The 19,796-nt window shown below is 72.9% G+C and carries 17 protein-coding genes; 8 read left to right on the top strand and 9 right to left on the bottom strand.

All coding sequences use genetic code 11. From position 1 onward, the window contains the following. Nucleotides 1-2: 2 nt before the first annotated feature. The 4 genes from ADL34_RS17020 to ADL34_RS17005 form a co-directional block, all read right to left on the bottom strand. Nucleotides 3-947: an RluA family pseudouridine synthase gene (locus ADL34_RS17020; RefSeq protein ID WP_079034374.1), complete on the bottom strand. Its 945-nt coding sequence runs from the start codon at nt 945-947 to the stop codon at nt 3-5. A 21-nt stretch (nt 948-968) separates the two neighbouring features. Then, nucleotides 969-1,907, bottom strand: coding sequence for a terpene synthase family protein (locus ADL34_RS17015; RefSeq protein WP_159038931.1), 939 nt, complete (start codon nt 1,905-1,907; stop codon nt 969-971). Nucleotides 1,908-2,543: 636 nt separating this feature from the next. Beyond that, nucleotides 2,544-3,389, bottom strand: a complete 846-nt coding sequence (locus tag ADL34_RS17010) for a siderophore-interacting protein (RefSeq protein ID WP_062672122.1) — start codon at nt 3,387-3,389, stop codon at nt 2,544-2,546. Between the two features lie 179 nt (nt 3,390-3,568). After that, nucleotides 3,569-4,489 (bottom strand): 5'-3' exonuclease, encoded by a 921-nt coding sequence (locus ADL34_RS17005; RefSeq protein WP_420718771.1) that lies wholly within the window; start codon nt 4,487-4,489, stop codon nt 3,569-3,571. A 193-nt stretch (nt 4,490-4,682) separates the two neighbouring features. Here ADL34_RS17005 and ADL34_RS17000 point away from each other — a divergent pair, with 193 nt between their 5' ends. From ADL34_RS17000 to ADL34_RS16985, 4 genes are all read left to right on the top strand, one after another. Beyond that, nucleotides 4,683-5,759, top strand: coding sequence for a quaternary amine ABC transporter ATP-binding protein (locus ADL34_RS17000; RefSeq protein WP_062672118.1), 1,077 nt, complete (start codon nt 4,683-4,685; stop codon nt 5,757-5,759). Beyond that, nucleotides 5,752-7,578 (top strand): ABC transporter permease/substrate binding protein, encoded by a 1,827-nt coding sequence (locus ADL34_RS16995; protein ID WP_062672116.1) that lies wholly within the window; start codon nt 5,752-5,754, stop codon nt 7,576-7,578. The genes ADL34_RS17000 and ADL34_RS16995 overlap by 8 nt, the downstream gene beginning before the upstream one ends. Nucleotides 7,579-8,109: 531 nt before the next feature. Further along, nucleotides 8,110-8,679 (top strand): helix-turn-helix domain-containing protein, encoded by a 570-nt coding sequence (locus ADL34_RS16990; RefSeq protein WP_062672114.1) that lies wholly within the window; start codon nt 8,110-8,112, stop codon nt 8,677-8,679. After that, nucleotides 8,679-9,398, top strand: coding sequence for a helical backbone metal receptor (locus ADL34_RS16985; RefSeq protein WP_062672113.1), 720 nt, complete (start codon nt 8,679-8,681; stop codon nt 9,396-9,398). Before ADL34_RS16990 ends, ADL34_RS16985 begins: the two co-directional genes overlap by 1 nt. On the opposite strand, the gene ADL34_RS16980 is transcribed toward ADL34_RS16985, so the two are convergent. Beyond that, a complete protein-coding gene (locus ADL34_RS16980) occupies nt 9,310-10,437 on the bottom strand; it encodes a TDT family transporter (RefSeq protein WP_062672111.1) in 1,128 nt (375 codons plus the stop codon). The two genes, ADL34_RS16985 and ADL34_RS16980, sit on opposite strands and share 89 nt — an antisense overlap. A 70-nt stretch (nt 10,438-10,507) precedes the next feature. On the opposite strand from ADL34_RS16980, the gene ADL34_RS16975 reads away from it, so the two are divergent. Next, the gene (locus ADL34_RS16975; protein WP_062672108.1) at nt 10,508-11,431 is read left to right on the top strand and encodes a LysR family transcriptional regulator; all 924 of its coding nucleotides are present in this window, start codon (nt 10,508-10,510) and stop codon (nt 11,429-11,431) included. A gap of 134 nt (nt 11,432-11,565) precedes the next feature. Here the strand turns inward: ADL34_RS16975 and ADL34_RS16970 are convergent, their stop codons facing one another. From ADL34_RS16970 to ADL34_RS16960, 3 genes are all read right to left on the bottom strand, one after another. After that, complete coding sequence (locus ADL34_RS16970; RefSeq protein ID WP_199835588.1) at nt 11,566-12,237, bottom strand: gamma-glutamyl-gamma-aminobutyrate hydrolase family protein; 672 nt, start codon at nt 12,235-12,237, stop codon at nt 11,566-11,568. Between the two features lie 33 nt (nt 12,238-12,270). Beyond that, the gene (gene eat, locus ADL34_RS16965) at nt 12,271-13,716 is read right to left on the bottom strand and encodes an ethanolamine permease (RefSeq protein ID WP_062672104.1); all 1,446 of its coding nucleotides are present in this window, start codon (nt 13,714-13,716) and stop codon (nt 12,271-12,273) included. Nucleotides 13,717-13,905: 189 nt separating this feature from the next. After that, on the bottom strand, nt 13,906-14,652 hold the full coding sequence (locus tag ADL34_RS16960) for a FadR/GntR family transcriptional regulator (protein ID WP_062672099.1): 747 nt from the start codon (nt 14,650-14,652) through the stop codon (nt 13,906-13,908). 86 nt (nt 14,653-14,738) lie between these two features. Here ADL34_RS16960 and ADL34_RS16955 point away from each other — a divergent pair, with 86 nt between their 5' ends. From ADL34_RS16955 to ADL34_RS16945, 3 genes are read left to right on the top strand one after another with little or no spacing between them, the layout of a single operon-like run. Next, the gene (locus ADL34_RS16955) at nt 14,739-16,097 is read left to right on the top strand and encodes a glutamine synthetase family protein (protein WP_062672097.1); all 1,359 of its coding nucleotides are present in this window, start codon (nt 14,739-14,741) and stop codon (nt 16,095-16,097) included. Between the two features lie 8 nt (nt 16,098-16,105). Then, nucleotides 16,106-17,479, top strand: a complete 1,374-nt coding sequence (locus ADL34_RS16950; protein ID WP_062672095.1) for an aldehyde dehydrogenase family protein — start codon at nt 16,106-16,108, stop codon at nt 17,477-17,479. Beyond that, nucleotides 17,476-18,258 (top strand): 3-oxoacyl-ACP reductase, encoded by a 783-nt coding sequence (locus tag ADL34_RS16945; RefSeq protein WP_062672093.1) that lies wholly within the window; start codon nt 17,476-17,478, stop codon nt 18,256-18,258. The genes ADL34_RS16950 and ADL34_RS16945 overlap by 4 nt, the downstream gene beginning before the upstream one ends. A 17-nt stretch (nt 18,259-18,275) precedes the next feature. On the opposite strand, the gene ADL34_RS16940 is transcribed toward ADL34_RS16945, so the two are convergent. After that, complete coding sequence (locus ADL34_RS16940; protein WP_062672091.1) at nt 18,276-19,478, bottom strand: amino acid deaminase/aldolase; 1,203 nt, start codon at nt 19,476-19,478, stop codon at nt 18,276-18,278. Between the last annotated feature and the right edge of the window lie 318 nt (nt 19,479-19,796).

The raw sequence follows: 19,796 nt of genomic DNA, 5'->3' as shown, positions 1-19,796 counted from the left end.
GGTCAGCCGGCGGCCCAGTCGTCGTACGACGACCAGGACCGAAGGACACGCGAGCTGACGAACCGGTGCCGGCGCCCGGTGATCGGGTCGGTGAACTCCAGCGTCCGCGCCAGCAGCTGGAGCGGGCGCCGGAAGTCGCCGGGCGCGACCGGGCCGGTCACCACCGGGTACAGCGGGTCGCCCAGGATCGGCACCCCGAGGGCGTTCATGTGCACGCGCAGCTGATGGGTCTGGCCGGTGCGGGGGAGGAGACGGTAGCGGGCGCGCCCGTCACGGTGCTCCACCAGCTCGACACGGCTGACCGCGTTGGGCTCGCCCGCAACTTCCTGGGCGGCAAGCACCCCGCGCTCCTTCACGATGCGGCTGCGCACGGTGCGGGGCAGGTCCAGCCCGGGGTCGTACGGGGCCACCGCCTCGTACTCCTTCGTCACCTGCCGGTCGCGGAACAGCGACTGGTAGGCGCCGCGCTCCTCGGGCCGGACCGTGAACAGCACGAGCCCCGCCGTCAGCCGGTCCAGCCGGTGCGCCGGGCTGAGCGCCGGTACCCCGAGGTCCCGCCGCAGCCGGGCGAGCGCCGTCTCGGCGACGTGGCTGCCGCGGGGCGTCGTGGCCAGGAAGTGCGGCTTGTCGGCGATCACCACGTGCTCGTCCCGATGGACGACCTCGATCGGGAAGGGCACCCGCTCCTCGTCGGCGAGTTCCCGGTGGAACCAGACGTACATCCCGGGGGTGTACGCGGTGTCGCGTGCGACCGGGCGTCCGTCGGCGTCCACGATCCGTCCCGCGTCCAGCATGCCGTCGATGACGGCCTCCCCGGCGGCGAGGCGCTCCACGAGATGGTCCCGGACGGTCGCCCACCCGCCCGCGGCGGGCAGCCGCACGCGCACCGGGTCCACCCCGTGCAGCTGGGGCAGGGGAGAGGGCGGGGGCGGCGTACGGCGTCTCATCGCCGCCCAGCCTACGAGGCGCTACCGCGACACCGGCGCGAGGTTCGTGGGGTGGAGCTGACCCGACTCGTCGGGGCTCAGGGCGTCGGCCGTGCGGGGGGAGTAACGGCCGTTGCTCCGGCTCCAGTCGTAGCTGCCGCGTATCCATGTGAGCATGGCCGTCGCATAGCGGTGCAGCTTCTCGGACTGGGCGCCCGTGAGCCCCAGCCGGGAGGCGAACAGCGGGATCGTCCGGGCGTGTTCGTGGAGCCGGGCGACCGAGGAGTGGACGAGGGCGACGGCCATCGGGATGGCCTCCTGCCGGGAGCAGTCGCGCTGCCGCATCAGGCAGTGCACCAGGTTCGGGTCCCCGCGAGCGTCGTCGTTCTCCAGGGACATGACCTCGTTGATGAGCTTGACGGCGTCGACGGCCGCCCGGCGCATCGCGTCCAGGTGGCTGCTGTGCCAGATGAGCGGCGGGATCTCGTAGTGCCCGACCCGTTCGGCGAGGTCGAGCGAGGGGATCAGGCCCAGGGTGCGGTGCCCTATCCGCATCCGGGTGGCGAAGTCCTGGGGCACCCAGGTGCGCCGGTCGATCTCCTCGGTCAGGTTGCCCACCAGGTAGTCGACCCAGTTGTGCGCGGCCCGCTGCCGCCATTCCTCGGACATGCCCGCCCCGGTGCGGCGCCAGATGTCCGCGAAGGCCGTGACCAGGGGTGGCTCGCCGTCGGGGCGTGGCCGCGGGCCTCCGCTGAGGAGCGCGATGAGGTGCTGGCAGACGGCGACGGCCTCGTCGGCCTCGCATCCCTCGGGTACGTCGAAGAGGTCGTCGAACAGGAAGAACCAGCCCATCGTGTCGAAGGCCAGGTCGAGGTCCTCGCCGACGGCGTCCGGGTAGCTGTAGGCGGCCAGGTCCGCCACCGCCGAGAAGAGATAGCGGCCGGCGGCGGTGTGGCCCACCACGAGTCCATGGCGGCGCATCCACTCCAGATGTCGCTCCCTGGCGGCTGCCAGACCGGGGTTCAACCGGGACGGAATGGGTAAGTTTATGGCGACGTTCTGGGGCATGAGCCTCTCCCGGAATCAGGGGTCCGCGGACAAGGTCGGTCCCTGCGCGGGCGGTTCGCCCACGGCCCCCGGGCGCCGTCGCGGGACGGAGCCCACGGCGACCAGGCGGGGACGGTGCCCTTCACGACGCCCTCCGAGTGGCGGAGTCGACCAAGTCCAGGAACTACGCGCTGTGCTTCCCTACGCTGCTGCCGCGGTGTGGCTGACTCGTGCACGGATGAGGCCCGCGGACGGAACCGGCCCTGCGGGGCATCGTCGATCGCGTGCAGGGTGGTGCCGTCAGCCGAGACCTCCGAGGTGACCGCCGGACGGTGCAGGTGATCGGTGGTCACCACGCCACGACCGCGGCGTCGGCGACGCGGGCGTGGATCACCCCCACCTTCCTTCGCCACCGTGCGTTTCGTCAACTGTTCAAACTGGTGGAGCTGTTCCCGGGGCTCACGGGAACCCTGCTTCGCACCATGCGACGGTTTCCGGCCGCCGAACAGGGCGTGCGCTCCGGCGCGTGGGACGTGTCCGCGGTTCGAGGTGCGCGCTGCCGCCGCCGGGCTACGCCGCCGGCGCGGCACCCTCCTGTTCCGCCTCGATCCGGGCGTTCCAGTCCCGCTTCGACGCCTGCCAGCCGTCCTCGTTGTGGCCGAGGCGCCAGTAGCCGGAGATCGACAGGTCCTCGCGCGGGACGCTCCGCTCCACGCGGAGCAGGTGGCGCAGTTCCTTCACGAAGTGGGCCTCGCCATGGACGAAGGCGTGCACACGGCCCTCGGGGAAGGCGAAGGACCGTACGGCGTCCAGCAGGGCCTCGCCGACCGGGCGGGAGCCGCGGTGCAGCCAGACGACCTCGACGTCCGAGTCGATCTTCTGCTCCTCCTCGGGGCCGGCGACCTCCACGAAGGCGTGGGCGGCGGCGCCGTCGGGCAGCGACTCCAGGGCGCGGGCGATGGCGGGCAGGGAGCTCTCGTCGCCTGCGAGCAGATGCCAGTCGGCGTCCGGGGCGGGGGCGTACGCGCCGCCGGGGCCCATGAACCGCACCGTCTCACCGGGCTGGGCGCGCATCGCCCAGGGGCCCGCGAGGCCCTCGTCGCCGTGGATGACGAAGTCCAGCGTCAGCTCATGGTGTTCGGGGTCCCAGGACCGCACGGTGTACGTCCGGGTGACCGGCCACTGCTCGCGCGGCAGGTCCTCGCGGATGCGCTCCAGGTCGAAGGGCTCGAGGTAGGAGACGCCCTCGGGGGAGAAGAGGATCTTGACGTAGTGGTCCGTGCAGGTGTCCGCCGAGAAGTCGGCGAGGCCGGCGCCTCCGAGCACCACGCGCTGCATGTGCGGGGTCAGCCGTTCGGTCCGGACGACCTGCGCGGAGCGGACCTTCCGCGGCTTGCGGGCAGGGCGTTCTGCCATGACGGCCTCCCTCGTGTGAGCTTAGGTTTACCTAAGTTAGCACCTCGGTCGGGGTGTATGGGGCATCCGTGCCGTGGTGTTCAACCGCGGACGGCGAAACGGCGAAGTGAGGGACGAATGCCCCCGTAGCGGCCGTCCCATGCGTACGGTCAGGCCTCGCCCGTCGCCCGTCGCCCGGCTCATCCGGCCAGCGTCGTGAGCAGCCGCTGCAACGAGCCGCCGAGCCCCCAGCGCGCCCCCAGTGCCTCCAGCGCCTCCGCGTCGCGCGGGGCGCGCGGCACGGCGACCTCGACGTCCGGCAGCGGGACGTCGGCCGCGACCCGCACCACCGTCGGCGCGACCTCCACGTACGGCCGGGACTCGTCCAGCCGCCTGCGCTGCGACGGGGTCAGCCTCGCCTTCGGGTCGTCGACCGCCGCCATGATCCCGGCCAGGTCGCCGAACTCCGGGAGCAGCTTCGCCGCCGTCTTCTCGCCGATCCCGGGCACGCCGGGCAGGCCGTCGCTCGGGTCGCCCCGCAGCAGCGCCAGGTCCGCGTACCCCCGGCCGTCGACGCCGTACTTCTCCCGCAGCCACGCCTCGTCGGTGACCTGCAGGGTGCCGACGCCCTTCAGCGGGTACAGCACGCGCACGCCGCGCGCGTCGTCCACCAGCTGGTACAGGTCGCGGTCGCCGGTGACGATGTCGACCGGGCCCTTCGCGCGGCCGGTGAACGTGCCGATCACGTCGTCCGCCTCGTACCCCGCGACGCCGACGCGCGCGATGCCGAGCGCGTCCAGGACCGCCTCGATCACCGGCACCTGCGGCGACAGCGTGTCGGGGACCTCCTCCTCGTCGGGGCCCGCCTCGCGCTCCTCGGCGACGCGGTGCGCCTTGTAGGAGGGGATCAGGTCGACCCGCCACTGCGGCCGCCAGTCGGCGTCCATGCAGGCCACCAGCTCGTCCGGGCGGTGGTCCTTGACGAGGCGGTCGATGAAGTCGAGCAGCCCGCGCACGGCGTTCACCGGGGTGCCGTCGGGGGCCTTCACGGAGTCCGGGACGCCGAAGTAGGCGCGGAAGTACAGCGAGGCGGTGTCGAGGAGCATCAGTCGTCCGGTCACGCACGCATCATGCCGCACGGCACCGACAGCGGGCCGTCCGTGAGTGTCCGGGCACGCAACGTGGCGGCTCTGTGTGCTGGGCCACTTGTGCGTTTGTGGTCGCCGAACCAGGGCAGGGGCGGCCCCGGAGCGCTCCCTGCGCAACTGTTGCGCAGGCCGCTGCGTTCATCTGCCGTCGAGACGAGAGGTACCCGTGTCATCCAGGCTTGAGGCCGACCATCTGTACAAGGTGTTCGGCAGACGACCGGACGAGGCTGTCGAACGGCTCCGCGAAGGAGCCGACCGGGAGGGGCTGCGCGCGGACGGCACCACCGCCGCCGTGATCGACGCCTCCTTCACCGTCGAACCCGGCCAGATCTTCGTCGTCATGGGCCTGTCCGGCTCCGGCAAGTCCACCTTGCTGCGCATGCTGAACGGGCTGCTGGAACCGACCGCGGGCCACGTCCGCTTCGACGGGCAGGACCTGACGGCGCTCGGCGACCGCGAGCTGCGCGACGTCCGCGCCCACAAGATCAGCATGGTGTTCCAGCACTTCGCTCTCTTCCCGCACCGCAGCGTCCTGGAGAACGCCGCCTACGGCCTGGCCGTGCAGGGGGTACCCCGCGCCGAGCGGGAGAAGCGCGCCGCCGAGGCGCTGGAGCTGTGCGGTCTGGGCGGCTGGGAGAAGTCCTGGCCCGACGAGCTGTCCGGCGGCATGCAGCAGCGCGTGGGCCTCGCCCGCGCCCTCGCCACCGACGCCGACCTGCTCCTCATGGACGAGTCCTTCAGCGCGCTCGACCCGCTGATCCGCCGTGACATGCAGGACCAGCTGCTCCAGCTCCAGAAGACCCTGAAGAAGACGATCGTCTTCATCACCCACGACCTCAACGAGGCCATGCGGCTCGGCGACCGCATCGCCGTCATGCGCGACGGCCGCATCGTCCAGACCGGCACCGCCGAGGACATCCTGCTGCGCCCCGCGAACGACTACGTGGCCTCCTTCATCCAGGACGTCGACCGCTCCCGCGTGCTCACCGCGAGCGCGCTCATGGACACCGCCGTCACCGCGGACGCCCCGCTGTGCGCGTGCGAGACCGCGACCCCCGACACGACGTTCGCCGAGCTGTGCGCGATCAGCACCCGGCTGACGCACCGCGTCTCGGTCGTGGACGAGGCCGGCCGGGTCGTCGGCGTCGTACCGCGCCGCCGGCTCATCGGCTTCCTCGGCGACGAGAGCGCCGATCCCTCGCCCTGCGACAACCCCGAGGGGAAGGTGACCGCTCGTGCCTAGGCTGCGTCTCGGCGACTGGGTCGACTCCGGTGTCGACTGGCTCGTCGCCCACATGGGCTGGCTCTTCGACGCCGTCAAGGCCGTCGTCGAAGGCATGTACGACGGTGTGAACACTGTCCTGACCGCCCCCGAGCCCCTGCTGCTCGCGGGCATTCTCGCCGTGCTGGCGTGGTGGCTGCGCGGCCTGGTCGCGGGCGTACTCGCATTCGCCGGGTTCGCCCTGATCGACTCGCTCGACCTGTGGGACCGGGCGATGTCCACGCTGGCCCTGGTACTGGTCGCGACCGTCATCGCCCTGGTGATCTCGGTCCCGCTGGGCATCTGGGCGGCCCGCTCCAAGACGGTCAGCGCGGTGCTGCGGCCCGTCCTGGACCTCCTCCAGACGATGCCGTCGATGGTGCTGCTCATCCCGGCCATCCTGTTCTTCGGGCTGGGCACCGCCGCCGGTGTCATCGCCACCCTGATCTTCGCGCTCGCCCCCGGCGTCCGCATGACCGAGCTGGGCATCCGCCAGGTCGACGGCGAGCTGGTGGAGGCCGCCGAGGCCTTCGGCACCACACCGCGCGACACCCTGCTGCGCGTCCAGCTGCCGCTGGCCCTGCCCACGATCATGGCGGGCATCAACCAGGTCATCATGCTGAGCCTGTCGATGGTCGTCATCGCCGGCATGGTCGGCACCGGCGGCCTCGGCGGCGCGGTCAACGAGGCCATCGGCCAGCTCGACATCGGCTTCGGCTTCGAGGCGGGCGTCGGCATCGTCGTCCTCGCCATCTACCTCGACCGCATCACCGGCGCGCTCGGCACGCAGATCTCCCCGCTCGGCCGCCGCAGCGCCGCCAAGGCCCGCGCGGCCGGCACCCGCATGGTGTGGAACCACCGGCCGCGCCCGGTCGTCGCGGTCGCCGGCGTCGCCGTACTGGCCCTCGTCGCGGGCGGCATGGGCGCCTTCCGCCCGTCCTCCGGCACCGCCGAGGCGTCCGCCACGAACATCGGCGAGGGCCAGAAGATCAAGCTCGGCTACATCCCGTGGGACGAGGGCATCGCCTCCACGTTCCTGTGGAAGGAGCTGCTGGAGCGGCGCGGCTTCGACGTCACGACCACCCAGTACGCCGCCGGTCCGCTCTACACCGGCCTCGCCACCGGGCAGATCGACTTCCAGACCGACTCCTGGCTGCCCGTCACGCACGAGGAGTACTGGAAGAAGTACGGCGACAAGCTCGACGACCTGGGCTCCTGGTACGGCCCGACCTCGCTGGAGCTGTCCGTCCCCTCGTACATGAAGGACGTGAAGTCGCTGGCGGACCTGAAGAACAAGTCCGGCGACTTCAAGGGCAAGATCGTCGGCATCGAGCCGAGCGCCGGGATGATGGGCCTGCTCAAGGACAAGGTCCTCAAGGAGTACGGCCTGGAGGGTTCGTACGACGTCGTGGACGGCTCCACGCCCGCGATGCTCGCCGAGCTCAAGCGGGCCTACGCCAAGAAGGAGCCCATCGTCGTCACGCTCTGGTCGCCGCACTGGGCGTACAGCGACTACGACCTGAAAAAGCTCGAGGACCCCAAGGGTGCCTGGGGCTCGGGCGACGACGTGCACACCCTCGCCCGCAAGGGCTTCGCCGACGACAACCCCGAGGTCGGAGCGTGGCTGAAGGACTTCTCCATGACGGAGAAGCAGCTCACCGGCCTGGAGTCGGAGATCACCAAGGCCGGCAAGGGCAAGGAGCAGGACGCCGTGCGCGCCTGGCTGGACCGCAACCCCGGGCTGGTCGACAAGTGGGCCCCGGTCGCCGGTTCGGAGCACAAGAGCCAGGCGGCCGGGTGACCTGACGGACCCGACCGCCGCCCCCGAGGGGTGGGTCACGCCGTACGTTCTTCCCCTCCGTACGGCGCGCCCACCCCTCGGGGTTTCTCCGTCTCCGGAGCGGTGCCGCCCCTACGGAAAGGTTCCGGCCAACCACGCAGGGCGACCGCGCGTGCCGGGCCGGGGCCGTGAACCGCCGGGGCGGCGGCCCGACTTCGGCGTCGGGCACGCGGCATCGCCCGGCCCCGGGAGCTGGGCCGTCGGTTGTCGGCGCCCCGGGAACACCCGGGGCGGCGGGCGCATTGAACAAGGCAGCGGCACCTGTGCGCCGGGCGGGGGCCGGGGCGCGCGCCCGGGTCCGTGACCGGTCCGGCGGCCGGTGGTGCTGGCGCGATCCGGCGGGTCGCGCTCCCCCCGATGTGGCGTCGATGTGACGGCCGCATGAAACGGTTTGCCGAACCTGCGTAGGGTGCAGAGAACCCAGCAGAAGGTGCGCGCCGGACGACCGGCGCCAGGTGGACGGACCGGCGAGCGAAGGAGGGAGCCGAAGCGATGGGCGACCACAAAGAACAGCCCCTCCGGGTGGGCGCAGCGGTGCGCCGCCGCCGTCGTGCCCTGAACCTGACGCTCGCCGTCGTGGCCGAGCGCAGCGGCCTGTCCGTGCCCTTCCTGAGCCAGGTCGAGAACGACCGCGCACGGCCCAGCCAGAGCTCCCTGGAAAAGGTCGCCGACGCGCTGCGCACGACCGCCGTGGAACTCCTCGCCGCCGCCGACCCGGCGTGCAGCGTCGACGTGGTCCGCGCCGACACCACCGATCTCGCACCCGAGCCGCGGACCCGGTCCCTGGTGCGCGGGCACCACCAGATGCACGCCTCCGAGTACACCGGCGACCATGACGCCGGACGGGAACTCCAGCACCGCAACGACCAGTTGCTGTACGTCGCCGACGGCGCCGTGGAGATCGAGGCCGAGGGCCGCGCCTACCGCCTGGGCCGCGGCGACACCCTGTACCTGACCGGCGGGGTGCGCCACCGCTGGCGGGCGACCGTGCCGGAGACCCGGATCGTCGTCGTCGCGGTGGCCGAGCACATCGAGGCGGTCCGGGACCGGCCGCGCCGCTGATGCGCGTCGTCTCCCTGGTGCCGTCGCTGACGGAGGCCGTCGCCGTGTCGGCGCCCGGCGTCCTCGTCGGCGCCACCGACTGGTGCACCCACCCCCACGAGCTGGACGTCACCCGGGTCGGCGGCACCAAGAACCCTGCGCTCGACCGGATCACCGCCCTCGCGCCCGACCTGGTCGTCGCCAACGAGGAGGAGAACCGCGCCGCCGACCTCGACGCGCTGCGCGCCGCGGGCGTCCACGTCCTGCTGACCGAGGTGCGGGACGTGCCCGCGTCCTTCCGCGAGCTGACGCGGGTGCTGGACGCGTGCGGGGTGCGGACCCGCCCGCGGTGGCTGGACGAGGCGGAGGCCGCCTGGAAGTCCCCGCCCCGGCTCCCGCGCCGGGTGACGGCCGTCGTGCCGGTGTGGCGGCGGCCCTGGATGGTGCTGGGCCGCGACACCTTCGCCGGGGACGTCCTCGCCCGCCTCGGCGTCGACCACCTGTACGCCGGCGACCCGGACCGCTACCCGCGCGTCCCGTTGGACGACCTGCGGGCGGCGGCCCCCGACGTCGTCGTCCTCCCCGACGAGCCGTACCGCTTCACCGCAGCCGACGGACCCGAGGCGTTCGTCCCGCTGCCCTGCGCCCTCGTCAGCGGACGGCACCTGACGTGGTACGGACCGTCACTGGCCGAGGCGCCACGGGTGCTGTCCGGGGCGCTGCGAGCAGCGTTCCACTGAGCAGCCCGCGCGCGGTGTGCGCGAAGGCGACGGCCCAGGCGGCGACCAGCAGGGCGTACAGGCCCACGGCGAGCCCGTCGTAGACGAACAGTCCGGTGTGCCGGGCGAGGGCCGCCGCGCCCGTCACACAGGTGCCGACCGGGAAGGTGAACGCCCACCAGGTCATCGCGAAGCCCATGCCGTGCCGCCGGGCCCGGACGACGTGCGCGGCGGCCAGCCCCAGCCACAGCAGCGCGAAACCCATCACGGGCACGCCGTAGAGGACGGCGAACACACCGAAGCCCTCGTCGTACGGGGCGGGCAGGGCGCCCGGGGCCGCGTCCGCGAACGCGCCGACGGCGGTCGTCGACTGCCCGAGCGGGCCCAGCACCAGGAACAGCGACGGCGTCAGCGCGAGCGGCAGCGGACCGCCCGTGATCAGCCGGGCGAACACCAGCGGCAGCATCAGCAAGGTGGCGAGCAGGCTCAGCCCGAACATCGCCACGCAGCCCAGCAGCAGCGTCTGACGGGCCTGGCCCGGCGGCAGATGCGGCACGAGGAGCGGGCCGGCCGCCGCCGCCACCATCGGCGCGACCAGCGGCAGCAGCCACACGGGCGTCGCCTGCGCCGCCTCGGCCCGGTGCCGTACGGCCATCAGGTAGGGGACGGCGACGGCCGCCGTCAGCCCGGTCGCCGTACCGGCGGTGAACAGGACGGCGTCCAGGGCGAGCGCGGCCGTCTCGCCGATCCAGGCGCTTCCGGCGGTGAGGGCACCGCCGCCGACGGCGAGCAGGGCCATCGACAGGCAGCCGTAGAACGGGGCCACGGCCGGGTCGAGGAGATGGGCGCGGGCCTGGTCGCGGTGGTGGGCCCAGTGCAGGGCGCGGGCCGCGAGGAGGACGAGGAGCAGCAGCAGCGACAGCGCCCAGACGGCCGCGCAGACGGTGCGCAGGCCCGGGACGCGGGGCACGGGCAGCGCCGCGCCCGCGGTGGCGACGGCGGCGGTGCCCATGACGGCGGCGTACCAGTGGGGTCCGAGGTGACGGACGGCGGTGACCATGGTCCCAGCGTCGGGGCGTCCGCCGTCGCCCACCAGGGAGTCTCTGCCTATGGCGACATAAACTGACCTTATGAGCGAGCAGGCGGGGGAGACGTACCGCGCCGGGTCCGTGGCGCACCGCGTCCCCGATCTGGGCGCGATGGAGCTGCTGCTGGCCGTGGCGCGGCTGGGCAGCCTGGGCGGGGCGGCGCGGGAGCTGGGCATCACGCAGCCGGCGGCGAGCAGCCGGATCCGCTCCATGGAACGCCAGTTGGGGGTCGCGCTCGTGGACCGGTCGCCGCGCGGCTCGCGGCTGACCGACGCCGGGGCGCTCGTGACGGACTGGGCGCGGCGGGTCGTGGAGGCGGCCGAGGCCTTCGACGCCGGGGCGCAGGCCCTGCGCGTACGGCGGGACTCGCGGCTGAGGGTCGCGGCGAGCATGACCATCGCCGAGTACCTGCTGCCGGGGTGGCTGCTCGCCCTGCGCGCCCAGCGGCCGGACACGGCGGTCTCCCTGCACGCCGGGAACTCGGCGGCCGTCGCGGAACGGCTGCTGGCCGACGAGGCGGACCTGGGGTTCGTCGAGGGGCTGACCGTGCCGACCGGGCTGGACTCGGTGGTCATCGCCCACGACAACCTGATCGTGGTGGCCGCGCCGGGACACGCCTGGTCGCGGCGGCGACGGCCGCTGGACGGGGCGGAGCTGGCGGCGACCCCGCTGATCCTGCGCGAGAAGGGCTCCGGCACCCGGCAGGTCCTGGACGCGGCGCTGGGCGGCCTGGCCCGGCCACTGATCGAACTGTCCTCCACGACGGCGGTCAAGGCCGCCGCCGTCAGCGGCGCCGGCCCCGCGGTCCTCAGTGAACTCGCGGTCGGGGAGGAACTGTCCATGCGCCGCCTGGTCGGCATCCCCCTCTCCGGCGTCTCCCTGGCCCGCGACCTCCGAGCCGTCTGGCCGACGGGCCACCGCCCGGTGGGCCCGGCCCGGGACCTGCTGTCACTGACACGGGGCTGAGGCTCCGCCGGCCGACCGGCGACGTGCGGCTCGCCGCCGAACGGGGCCGGCCCTCGGTGACGCGGGCCCGGGGCTGCTCCGGCTGTGAGGGTGCGGGGCCCCGCATCAGCCATGTGAGAGGGCGGGGCCCCGCATCAGCCGCCCGCCGCCTCCACCAGGGCCCGCATCACCCGTACGTCGTCACCCATCTCCGGGTGCCACTGGACGCCCAGGACCCAGGCGGGGGACGGGAGTTCCACCGCCTCCACCGTGCCGTCGGCCGCGTGGGCCGAGGGGATCAGGTTCCTGCCGAGGCGGTCGACGGCCTGGTGGTGGTAGGTGGGGACCGTCGTCTCCTCCGGGACCGCGGCGGCGTACAGCGTGCCCGGCACCGGCTTGACGGGGTGGCCGCCGAAGACGCCCACGACCTCCGCGTGCCCGTCGAGGTGCTGGACGAGCGTCCCGCCGAGGGCGACGTTCAGCAGCTGCATGCCCCGGCAGATCCCGAGCAGCGGGACCCCAGCCGCCAGGGCAGCGTCGATCAGGGCCAGCTCCCAGACGTCCCGGTCCGGCGCCGGCGCCCCCGTGCGGGGGTCGCGCTCGGCGCCGTAGCGGACCGGGTCGACGTCCGGGCCGCCCGCGACGACCAGCCCGTCGAGGCGGGCCACGGCGGCCGCCGCGTGCTCCGGGTCGTCGGGCGGCAGCATCGCGGCCAGGCCGCCCGCCCGCTGCACCAGCCGCGGGTAGCCCACCGGCAGCAGGGCCGCCTCCAGCTCCCACACGCCCCAGCGCGCCCCCGCCTCCAGATAGGTGCTGACCCCGATCAACGGCCTGCTCACGACCGCTCCTTCCCGCTGTGCTCAGTCCCGTGTCAACTCTGCCTCGGCCGCCGCCAGCGCCGCGAACTCCTCCTCCGGCGCCTTCGCCACCAGGTGCTTGCGGCTGTACAGACCGAAGTAGGCCACGGCCACGGCGTACACCGCGAGCGCGATGAACGCGGCCGTCACGTCCACGAGGAAGGTCGCCACCAGGGCCGCGCACGCGAGGACCAGCGCCACCGAGGAGGTCAGGATCCCGCCCGGCGTCCGGTACGGCCGCGGCAGCTCCGGCTCGCGGCGGCGCAGCACGATGTGCGACAGCGACATCAGCGCGTAGGAGATCGTCGCGCCGAAGACGGCGATGTTCAGCATCCGGGCGCCGTTGCCGGACGCCGCCGCCAGCAGGAAACCGATGCTGCCGGGCACGATCAGGCCCAGGTACGGCGCCTTGCGGCGGCTGGTCAGGGACAGGAAGCGGGGCAGGTATCCCGCGCGGGACAGTGCGAAGAGCTGGCGGGAGCCCGCGTAGATCAGGGAGAAGAAGGACGCCACCAGCCCGGCCAGGCCCGCGTAGTTGACGATCCGGCTCAGCACTGTCGCCTCGCCGTCCGGCTGGAGGGCCTCGACCAGCGGGTTGCCCGCGTCCTGGATCGCGGACGAGCCGCGCGCCCCGGCCGCCGCGAAGAAGGTCACCACGGCCAGGACCACCAGCACGCCCATCGACCAGCGGATCGCCCGCGGCAGCGTCCGGGCCGGCTCCTTCGTCTCCTCCGCGGCCAGCGGCACGCCCTCCACGCCCAGGAAGAACCACATGCCGAACGGGAACGCCGCCCAGATCCCGAGCAGACCGAACGGCAGCCAGGAACTCGACCCGGCCGCGGACGTGTCCACCGGGATGTCGTCCAGCGTGCCGAAGGAGAACTCGGGCAGCGCCGACAGGGCGAACACGACCAGGGCCGCGACCGCGATGCCGGTGACGACGAAGCTGAACCGCAGCGCCTCGCCGACGCCCCACAGATGGATGCCGAGGAAGATCGCGAAGCACACCAGGTACAGCGGCCAGCCCGACTCCAGGCCGAACAGGCCCAGCGACTCGACGTAGTCGCCGATGAAGATGACGATGGCGGCGGGCGCCAGGACGTACTCGATGAGGATGGCCGTACCGGTGAGGAAGCCGCCCCACGGGCCGAGCGCCCGGCGGGCGAAGCCGTAGCCGCCGCCGGCCGTCGGCAGGATCGAGGAGAGCTCGGCGAGCGCGAACACCATGCACGCGTACATCGCGCCCATGAGCACCATGGCGATCGCCAGACCGCCGAAGCCGCCCTCGGCCAGGCCGAAGTTCCAGCCGGAGTAGTCACCGGAGACGACGTAGGCGACGCCGAGTCCGGTCAGCAGCACCCAGCCGGCGCTGCCGCGGCGCAGCGCTCTGCGGCTGAGATAGTCGTCCGCCTCCGCGGCGGACGGGGTGTCGGTGGATTCCTGGGACATGTGCGCACTCCCCACGGGGCGACGGGCACGGGCTGTTCCGGGCACGGTGGGGTCGACGACCGGGCTCCGGCGCAATGGAATGGATGCATACCTTTGCGGTCGCCGTCCGGGGAAGGCAAGCCCCGTGCGTTAATCGCCCGTAAAACCTTCCCCGGCCGCCCCCGGCCACGCCCCCCGTCTCCGCGCCGCTCAGCCGAGGAAGCCGCGCAGCAGCGCCGCCGTGCCCGCGCAGTGCTCGCGCATGATCTCCCGCGCCCCCTCGGCGTCGCCCTCGATCACGGCCTCCACCAGCGCGGTGTGCTGACGCTGCGAGTGCTCCAGGTTGCGCACCAGCAGCGGGATGCAGTCCAGCAGCTCGTTGACGCTCGCACGGACGGCCGCGTACTGCGTGGTCAGCGTGGGCGAGCCGGACAGCTCGGCCAGCGTCAGATGCAGCAGCGTGTCCAGCCGCCGGTACTCGCCCAGCGGCGCGTCGTGCGTACGGGCCAGCGCCTCGCGCAGCCGGTCCGCCTGCTTCTCGTCCAGCCCGTGCGTGGCGCACAGCCCGGCCGCGCCCACCTCCAGGACCTCACGGAAGCGCAGCGCGTCCTCCACGTCGACGTCCTTCAGCCGCCGCCGCAGCTCCTCCTCGCCGGGCGTCTCGGTGCGGGGCAGCACGAAGGTGCCGCCGTAGCGGCCGCGTCGCGACTCGACCAGGCCCTGGTCCTGGAGGACCTTCAGCACCTCGCGCAGCGTGACCCGGCTGATCCCCAGCCGCTCGGCCAGCTCCCGCTCCGCCGGCAGCCGCTGACCACCCGGCACCAGACCCAGCCGGACGACCTGGAGAATCTGCTCAAGGGCCTCCTCGAAGCCGTTCCCGGCCCGCACCGGCCGCAGGACCGACGTCAGCCGGTCGGCGGCCCCGGGCGCCCCGTGCCCCGTGTCCGTCCGCGACATGTCACCGGACCCCCTTCCCAATCAATGGTCCTGCGCAATACCTTATGGCTCCCGGCTGACCGAAGTAGCCGAACGGAGGCTCTCCCGTGGCAGACCGCACACCCCCGCTGAGCGTCGAGGAGCTGCGCGCCCTCGTCGCCGGCGGTGAGATCGACACTGTCGTCCTGGCCTTCCCCGACATGCAAGGCCGGCTCCAGGGCAAGCGGTTCGCCGCCCGCTTCTTCCTCGACGAGGTCCTGCACCACGGCACCGAGGGCTGCAACTACCTGCTCGCCGTCGACACCGAGATGAACACCGTCGACGGCTACGCCATGTCCTCCTGGGACCGCGGCTACGGCGACTTCGCCATGCACCCCGACCTCAGCACCCTGCGCCGCGTCCCCTGGAACGCCGGCACCGCCATGCTGATCGCCGACCTCGCGTGGGAGGACGGCTCACCCGTGGCCGCCGCGCCCCGCCAGATCCTGCGCCGCCAGCTGGACCGCCTCGCCGAGCACGGCTACACGGCGAACGTCGGCACCGAGCTGGAGTTCATCGTCTTCAAGGACACCTACGAGCAGGCCTGGGACGCCGGCTACCGGGGCCTGACCCCGGCCAACCAGTACAACATCGACTACTCGGTGCTGGGCACCGGCCGCATCGAGCCCCTGCTGCGCCGCATCCGCAACGAGATGGCCGCCGCCGGGCTCACCGTGGAGTCGGCGAAGGGCGAGTGCAACCCCGGCCAGCACGAGATCGTCTTCCGGTACGACGACGCCCTGGTCACCTGCGACCAGCACGCCGTCTACAAGACGGGCACCAAGGAGATCGCCGCCCAGGAGGGCGTCTCGATCACCTTCATGGCCAAGTACAACGAGCGCGAGGGCAACTCCTGCCACATCCACCTCTCGCTCGCCGACACCGACGGCGAGAGCGTCATGGCCGGGCCCGACGGCATGTCCGAGGTCATGCGGCATTTCCTGGCCGGCCAGCTCGCCGCCCTGCGCGACTTCTCGCTGCTGTACGCACCCAACATCAACTCCTACAAGCGGTTCGCGGCGGGCTCCTTCGCGCCGACCGCCGTCGCCTGGGGCCGCGACAACCGCACCTGCGCCCTGCGCGTCGTCGGCCACGGCCGCTCGCTGCGCTTCGAGAACCGGCTCCCCGGCGGCGACGTCAACCCGCACCTCGCCGTCGCCGGACTCGTCGCCGCCGGCCTGTACGGCATCGAGCAGAAGCTGGAACTGCCCGAGCCCTGCCCCGGCAACGCCTACACCGCCGACTACGAGCACGTCCCCACCACGCTGCGCGAGGCCGCCGAACTCTGGGAGAACAGCCCGATCGCCAAGGCCGCCTTCGGCGACGAGGTCGTCGCCCACTACCGCAACATGGCGCGCGTCGAACTCGACGCCTTCGACGCCGCGGTGACCGACTGGGAGCTGCGCCGCTCCTTCGAACGCATGTGAGGCCCTTCTTGTCTTCCGAGCACCTTCTGGAAGTACTGAACCCCGCGACCGAGGAGGTCGTCGCCGCCGTCTCCGGGGCGAGCCCGGCCGACGTCGACGCGGCCGTCACCCACGCCACCCGGGCACAGCGCATCTGGGCCGCCCTGCCCCCCGCGGACCGCGCCCGGCTGCTGCGCCGCTTCGCGGTCACCGTCGACGAGCACCTGGAAGAGCTGGCCCGCCTGGAGGTCCGCGAGGCCGGCCACCTCATCGGCAACGCCCGCTGGGAGGCCGGCAACGTCCGTGACCTGCTCGACTACGCGGCCGGGGGAGTGGAGCGGCTCACCGGCCGGCAGATCCCGGTGCCCGGCGGCCTGAACGTCACGATCCTCGAACCGCTCGGCGTCGTCGGCGTGATCGCGCCCTGGAACTTCCCCCTGCCGATCGCCGCCTGGGGCAGCGCCCCGGCCCTCGCCGCCGGCAACGCCGTCATCCTCAAGCCCGCCGAGACCACCCCGCTCACCGCGCTCCGCCTCGCCGAACTCGCCCTGGAGGCAGGGCTCCCCGAGCACCTCTTCCAGGTCCTGCCCGGCCGCGGCGACATCACGGGAGACGCCCTGGTCCGGCACCCCGGAGTCGCCAAGATCGTCTTCACCGGCTCCACCCGGACCGGGACGCGCGTCGCGGCCCTCTGCGCCGAGCAGGTCACACCCGTCACCCTCGAACTCGGCGGCAAGAGCCCCAACATCGTCTTCGCCGACGCGGACCTGAAGACGGCCGTCGACCCCTTCTCCTTCCTCGACAACTCCGGTCAGGACTGCTGCGCCCGCACCCGCGTCCTGGTCCAGGAGTCCGTCTACGACGAGGTCCGCGACCATCTCGCCGAGGCGCTGGCCGCCGTGGTGGTGGGCGACCCGGCCGACGAGAAGACCCAGATGGGCCCGCTGATCTCCCGGCAGCACCTCGACCGCGTGCGCGGCTTCGTGCCGGACGGCGCCCCGGCCCTGCGCGGCAGCGCGCCCGAGGGCCCGGGCTTCTGGTTCCCGCCCACGGTCCTCACCGGGGAGAGCCCCGACTCGGCCGCCGCCTGCGAGGAGATCTTCGGACCCGTCGCCGTCCTGCTGCCCTTCACCGACGAACAGGACGCGATCCGCCTCGCCAACGGCACCCCCTACGGCCTGTCCGGCTCCCTCTGGACCCGCGACGTCGGCCGCGCCCTGCGCGTCGCGCAGGCCGTCCGCGCCGGGAACCTGTCCGTCAACTCCCACTCCAGCGTCCGCTACTGGACCCCGTTCGGCGGATTCAAGCAGTCAGGCATCGGCCGTGAACTGGGACCGGACGCCCTGACCGCCTTCACCGAGACCAAGAACGTCTTCATCAGCACGGAGGGCCCCGCACAGTGACCGAAGCAATCGTGTGCCGTCGCCTCGTCGGCCGTACGGCCGTCATCACCGGAGCCGGCAGCGGCATCGGCCTCGCCGCCGCCCGCCGGCTCGCCTCCGAAGGGGCTCACGTCGTCTGCGGCGACGTCGACGAGCAGCGCGGCAAGGCCGCCGCCGAGGAGGTCGGCGGGACGTTCGTGAAGGTCGACGTCACCGACGCCGAGCAGGTCGAGGCGCTGTTCAAGACCGCGTACGACACCTACGGCAGCGTCGACATCGCCTTCAACAACGCCGGCATCTCACCGCCCGACGACGACTCCATCCTGGAGACCGGCCTGGAGGCGTGGAAGAGGGTCCAGGAGGTCAACCTGACCTCCGTCTACCTGTGCTGCAAGGCCGCCCTCCCCTACATGCGGCGGCAGGGCAGGGGCTCCATCATCAACACGGCGTCCTTCGTCGCCCGGATGGGCGCCGCCACCTCCCAGATCTCCTACACGGCCTCCAAGGGCGGCGTCCTCGCCATGTCCCGGGAGCTGGGCGTGCAGTTCGCCCGGGACGGCATCCGGGTCAACGCCCTGTGCCCGGGCCCGGTCAACACCCCACTGCTCCAGGAGCTGTTCGCCAAGGACCCCGAGCGGGCCGCCCGGCGCCTCGTCCACATCCCGGTCGGCCGGTTCGCCGAGGCCGACGAGATCGCCGCCGCCGTCGCGTTCCTGGCCAGCGACGACTCGTCCTTCGTGAACGCCACCGACTTCCTGGTCGACGGCGGGATCTCCGGGGCGTACGTCACGCCGCTGTAGCCGCGCGCCCCGCCCGGCTACAGGAACGTGTGGCCCTCGCCCCGGTACGTCGGCACCGTCTCCGTCACGGTGTCGCCCCGGACGAGATGCAGCGCGTCGAACCGCTCGCACAGCTCCCCGGCCTTGGCATGCCGGAACCACACCTTGTCGCCGATCAGCAGGTCGTCGGCCGGGGAGCCGAGCAGCGGGGTCTGCACCTCGCCGGGCCCCTCCTGCGGGTCGTACCGCAGGCCCTCGGGCAGATACGGCACCGGCAGCCGGTCCGTGCCGGCCACGCCCGACGCGGGGTAGCCGCCGCCGAGCACGGTCACCACGCCGACGCCCGGCCGGCGCACCACCGGCTGCGCGAACAGCGCGGCCGGACGTCCGCTGAACGACGTGTAGTTGTCGAACAGCCGCGGCACGTACAGCCCCGAACCGGCGCCGATCTCGGTGACGCACTCCTCGGCTGCCGTGAACTGCACGCTGCCCGTCCCGCCGCCGTTGACGAACGCAAGCTCCGGCACCACGGCCCGGACGGCCCGTACCACCGCGGCCCGCCGCTCGGCCAGCTCCCGGCGGGCCGCGGCCTGCATCAGCCGCACGGCACGCGAACGCAGCGGGCGCCCGGGCACGGAGTCCCCGACGCCGGCGACATGCCCCTCGTAGGCCATGATCCCGACCACCTCGAAGCCCGGCCGGCGGGCCACCGCACGGGCCATGTCGGCGACCTGGGAGGGGGAGTGCAGCGGCGACCTGCGGGCACCGACCCGCATCCGGCCGCCGAACAGCCGCAGCGAGGTGTCCAACTCCAGGCACACCCGCACCACTTCACGGCCGCCCGCGCGGGACTCGTCGATCAGCCGCAGCTGCGCCGGATCGTCGATCATCACCGTGACGGCCGCCGCCAGCTTGGGATCACTCGTGAGCTCGGCGAAGCGGGCCCGGTCCGCGGACGGATAGGCCAGCAGGACGTCGTCGAAACCGGACCGCGCCAGCCACAGGGACTCGGCGAGGGTGAACGACATGACACCCGCGAAGCCCTCCTTCGCGAGGACGCGTTCGAGCAGCGCCCGGCAGCGCACGGACTTGCTCGCGACCCGGATCGGCTTGCCGCCGGCCCGGCGGAGCATGTCGTCCGCGTTGGCGTCGAAGGCGTCCAGGTCCACGATCGCGAGAGGGGCGTCGAGATGGGCGGTGGCCCGGTCGTAACGGGCCCGGTCGGCGGCGCGCGCAGTCATGAACGAAGCCTGCCAGACTGGATTACCGCAGGGTAGGGGGACGTTCCGGGCAGATGCACACGGGGTCGCGGACTGGTTCCCTCTCGCCCGGCATCAACCCGTAGAGTGACGCGCACGCAAGGGGAACGCCACCGGTCGCGCGCCGCGCCGGGATGACGCTCCCCGGGTGCGGGTATGCGTGCCTGGTCGGGACGGTCCACCGGGCGCACCGGCACCGGGGACGGCGGCCCGTGGACGAGGACGGGCCCGGACACGAGGAAACGGGGGGTGCATGAGCACGGAAGCGCGCCGCGCCCCCATCCCACCGCGCCCCGCCAC

Origin of the sequence: Streptomyces sp. NRRL WC-3605 (genome assembly GCF_001509795.1) — a bacterium.
Lineage (GTDB): Bacteria > Actinomycetota > Actinomycetes > Streptomycetales > Streptomycetaceae > Streptomyces > Streptomyces viridochromogenes.
The sequence above is the reverse complement of the archived record's forward strand: the minus strand, read 5'-3'. Positions and strand labels throughout refer to the sequence as shown.

What these genes read in the sequence shown, in the direction of transcription:
- ADL34_RS17020 (WP_079034374.1), bottom strand. Translation starts at nt 947, where the DNA reads ATGAGACGCCGTACGCCGCCCCCGCCCTCTCCCCTGCCCCAGCTGCAC.
- ADL34_RS17015 (WP_159038931.1), bottom strand. Translation starts at nt 1,907, where the DNA reads ATGCGCCGCCATGGACTCGTGGTGGGCCACACCGCCGCCGGCCGCTAT.
- ADL34_RS17010 (WP_062672122.1), bottom strand. Translation starts at nt 3,389, where the DNA reads ATGGCAGAACGCCCTGCCCGCAAGCCGCGGAAGGTCCGCTCCGCGCAG.
- ADL34_RS16990 (WP_062672114.1), top strand. Translation starts at nt 8,110, where the DNA reads ATGGGCGACCACAAAGAACAGCCCCTCCGGGTGGGCGCAGCGGTGCGC.
- ADL34_RS16985 (WP_062672113.1), top strand. Translation starts at nt 8,679, where the DNA reads ATGCGCGTCGTCTCCCTGGTGCCGTCGCTGACGGAGGCCGTCGCCGTG.
- ADL34_RS16980 (WP_062672111.1), bottom strand. Translation starts at nt 10,437, where the DNA reads ATGGTCACCGCCGTCCGTCACCTCGGACCCCACTGGTACGCCGCCGTC.
- ADL34_RS16975 (WP_062672108.1), top strand. Translation starts at nt 10,508, where the DNA reads ATGAGCGAGCAGGCGGGGGAGACGTACCGCGCCGGGTCCGTGGCGCAC.
- eat (WP_062672104.1), bottom strand. Translation starts at nt 13,716, where the DNA reads ATGTCCCAGGAATCCACCGACACCCCGTCCGCCGCGGAGGCGGACGAC.
- ADL34_RS16960 (WP_062672099.1), bottom strand. Translation starts at nt 14,652, where the DNA reads ATGTCGCGGACGGACACGGGGCACGGGGCGCCCGGGGCCGCCGACCGG.
- ADL34_RS16940 (WP_062672091.1), bottom strand. Translation starts at nt 19,478, where the DNA reads ATGACTGCGCGCGCCGCCGACCGGGCCCGTTACGACCGGGCCACCGCC.